At 70.1% G+C, this 3,493-nt stretch carries 2 protein-coding genes and 1 pseudogene; 1 reads left to right on the top strand and 2 read right to left on the bottom strand.

The window, feature by feature from the left end; all coding sequences use genetic code 11:
- Positions 1-56: 56 nt before the first annotated feature.
- A pseudogene (gene dtd / locus RMO85_RS00670) lies at positions 57-487 on the bottom strand (D-aminoacyl-tRNA deacylase).
- 58 nt (positions 488-545) lie between these two features.
- Between dtd and rocD the strand changes: the two are divergent.
- Positions 546-1,775: an ornithine--oxo-acid transaminase gene (rocD, locus tag RMO85_RS00675; protein WP_310525814.1), complete on the top strand. Its 1,230-nt coding sequence runs from the start codon at positions 546-548 to the stop codon at positions 1,773-1,775.
- A gap of 45 nt (positions 1,776-1,820) precedes the next feature.
- Here rocD and RMO85_RS00680 read toward each other — a convergent pair whose 3' ends face one another.
- The gene (locus RMO85_RS00680; protein ID WP_310525816.1) at positions 1,821-3,272 is read right to left on the bottom strand and encodes a glycoside hydrolase family 16 protein; all 1,452 of its coding nucleotides are present in this window, start codon (positions 3,270-3,272) and stop codon (positions 1,821-1,823) included.
- Positions 3,273-3,493: the final 221 nt, after the last annotated feature.

Here is a 3,493-nt window from a genome sequence, read left to right on the forward strand (position 1 = left end):
CATCGGCTTCGATCGGGTCGGGGACGGCCAGCGACCAGGCCTGAAGGACCGGGGCTTCACGGTGACTCGAGCGTCAAGGTCACCGGTCCGTCGTTGACCGACGCCACACCTGCATGTCTGCCCCGAACACACCGCGCGCCACGCTGGTGCCCAGCCGCTCGAGCTCGACGCACCCTGCGGCGTACGCCGGCTCGCCGACCTCACGCGGGGCGGCGGCGTGCCAGGTGGGTCTCCGGCCCTTGCGAGCGTCGCCGTACAACGTGAACTGGCTGACCACGAGGACGGGCGCGTCGACGTCGCTGGCGGACTGCTCGTCGCGGAGGATCCGCAGGTCGCGGATCTTGCGGGCCATCCAGGCGACGTCGGGCGCGGAGTCGGTGTGGGTGACGCCGAGATAGACGAGCAGGCCGGGTCTCGCAATCGCATCGACGACCTCGCCGTCGACCGTCACGCTGGCGCTCAGGACACGCTGGATGACCGCACGCAGGATCGTGACCCTAGGCCGCGAGTTGGACATCACACCGCGCGAGGTCTTCGATGTGGCCATGACGACTTCTCAGGACCTGGCGAGCGCGACGGCGCGACACATCGAGGCGACCGAGACCTACGCGGCTCACAACTACCACCCGCTGCCCGTGGTGCTCGCCGAAGGCGACGGTGCCTGGGTGATCGACGTGGACGGCAAGCGCTATCTCGACTGCCTCGCGGGCTACTCCGCGCTCAACTTCGGCCACGGCAACGAACGCCTGGTGGCCGCGGCCATGGCACAGCTGCCGCGCCTGACCCTGACCAGTCGGGCGTTCTACAACGACCGGCTCGGGGACTTCGCCCGGGCTCTCACCCGGCTCACCGGCAAGGACATGATGCTCCCGATGAACTCGGGCGCCGAGGCCGTCGAGACCGCGATCAAGGTCGCCCGCAAATGGGGCTACGAGGTCAAGGGCGTCCCGGCCGGCACCGCCACGATCATCACCATGCGCGGCAACTTCCACGGGCGCACCACCACCATCGTGAGCTTCTCCGACGACTCCGTCGCCACCAGCGGGTACGCACCCTTCACCGGCGGTTTCCGGTCCGTCCCGTACGGCGACGTGGCGGCCATCGCCGACGCGATCGACGACTCCACGGTGGGCGTGCTCTTCGAGCCCGTGCAGGGCGAGGGTGGCGTGGTGCTCCCGCCCGACGGGTTCCTGCGTGACCTGCGCACCCTGTGCACCGAGCGTGGCATCTTGATGATGGCCGACGAGATCCAGTCGGGCCTGGCGCGCACCGGTGAGACCTTTGCCTGCGACCACGAGTCGGTCGTGCCCGACATCTACATCCTCGGCAAGGCCCTCGGCGGTGGGCTCTACCCGGTGTCCGCCGTCGCCGCCGACCGCGACGTGCTCGGTGTGATCACGCCCGGCAGCCACGGCTCGACGTTCGGCGGCAACCCGCTGGCCGCGGCGATCGGCAGCGAGGTGATCGCGATGCTCGAGGAGGGCACCTTCCAGCAGCGCTCGCGCGAGATCGGTGCCCGGCTCGAGGCCGGACTGACCGCCCTGATCGGCAAGGGTCTGGTCGGGGTGCGGGTCCGCGGCGCATGGGCGGGTGTCGACGTCGACCCCGCCCTGATGAGCGGCCGCGAGGTCAGCGAGGCGCTCATGGAGCGAGGCGTGCTGGCCAAGGACACCCACGGCTCCACCGTGCGGTTCGCCCCGCCGCTGGTGGCGAGCGACGAGGACATCGACGTACTGCTGTCTGCGCTTGCCGACGCCCTGTCCCACCGCGCCTGACGGGGGTCGTCCGGCCGGGACTCAAGGGTGACGAGCCGGAGGTGGCTAGAGGGTCCAGACCCGGACCCAGTCGACCTGCGTCTCCTCGTCGATGTTCTCCGGGGTGACGTCCTTCAGCTCGTAGTCCGAGGTGTTGGAGCTGAGGACGAGCCACTGGGGCGTCGTCGAGATGGCCCGGTCCTCGCGGTAGAACTCGTGGCCGTCGACGCGGAACACGTATTCGGTCGGGGTCCAGGCCACGGAGAAGACGTGGAAGGAGTCCCACCAGGTGTCCCCGGGCGGCTTCATGGCCGCCATGGCCTGCCAGAACTGCCCGAGGGTGACGCCGGTGTTGTCGGCGGCGTAGTAGTGGAGGAAGGAGCCGATCCGGTCCTTGGTGCCACCGTTGTCCCCGAAGAACTCCACCGCGTCGATCTCGGTTCCCCTGGCCGGATCGCCGGGAACCTTGAAGCCCACCTGGATCCAGAATCCCGAGTGGCGACCGCTGGCACGCGCGAACTTGATGCGCGCCGCCGCGATGCCGTGGGTGAAGCGGAAGGTTTCGCGGGTCGCCAGCTGCGACTGGTAGAGGTAGGGGCCCGACTTGGTGCCTTCCGCTGTCTCGTAGCGGCATTCCTGGCCGGCCAGCGTCGGGTCGTAGCCGATGCCCATCCGGAGCACGCCCTCACCCACCGAGTGCTGCGAGGGGTGTGCGATCGCGCAGGTGCGCTGGCTGCCGGGATAGCCGCGCGGCAGGACGAAGTCGCGCCACCGCGGGTCCATGGTGGGGGCGTCGAAGGTGTCCTCGAACAGGAGCGCCTTCGCCACGGCGCTTGCCCGGTTGGTCCTGACCGAGGCCAGTCCGTGGAAGGGCTGGGCGGTGGCTCGATAGGTCGCCGCCGGCGGCACGTTGAAGACCGCGAACCCTGCGGCATCCTCGAGCAGGGACGCGTGCGGGACCCACTCGCCCTTCTCGTCGAGCCGCTCCAGCAGCACGCGCCGTCCGGGCGCCGGAGGGTCGAACCAGGCTGACACCACGGAGTCGTTGCGTGGGGCCTCGGGCGCCGGTCCCTGCTGGTTGACGGCCGGCATGGCCGAGAGCCGTCCCTGCGGTGGACGGACCTTGATCAGGAGGGTCTTGGTCGTGGTCTCGGGGATGACGCGCAGCGTGCGCGGCCCCCCGGCCTCTCGGGGAACGCGGGTGGCATGCGCGGGGAGGCGCCCGCGCAGCCGCGCGGTCGAGGAGAGCGCAACGTCCTCGAACGTGAACCTGCCGCGCCGGTCGGTGGTGGTGGTGGTGAAGGAGCGCCACGTCCCGCGGCGGACCTTCTGCTGCAGCTTCACCTCTCGCTTGACCCGCTTGGTGGACACGTGGCCGGACAGGTCGAAGGGCACGTCCTGGGCCACGGTCGTCTTCGGCGGGACGAGCCGCGAGTAGCCCGTCCTGGGCTCCTCACGCTGCGAGGGTGAGCCGCTGGCGGTGCTCGAGGCGGTGCTCGAGGCGGTGGGTGCGGTCAAGGCGGCACACAGCAACAGCGCAACCGCGCTACTCAGGGCGCGAAGCATGGACAGAGTTCCCCCGGATCAATGGACGTGTGCCCACTCAGGATACGTCGAGCAGTGCAGGCGGGGGGACCTAACGCGCGGCTCGATGACCGCTCGCCCGGGGCGGACCCTAGGGTGCTGCCATGGCCGAACCACTGCTGATCACCGTAGCCCCCACCGGCGCCGAGACCACG

The sequence above is a fragment of the Nocardioides sp. genome (genome assembly GCF_031422975.1).
Lineage (GTDB): Bacteria > Actinomycetota > Actinomycetes > Propionibacteriales > Nocardioidaceae > Nocardioides.

Excerpts from the sequence above, each read along its gene's own strand:
- rocD (WP_310525814.1), top strand. The coding sequence starts at position 546 with ATGACGACTTCTCAGGACCTGGCGAGCGCGACGGCGCGACACATCGAG.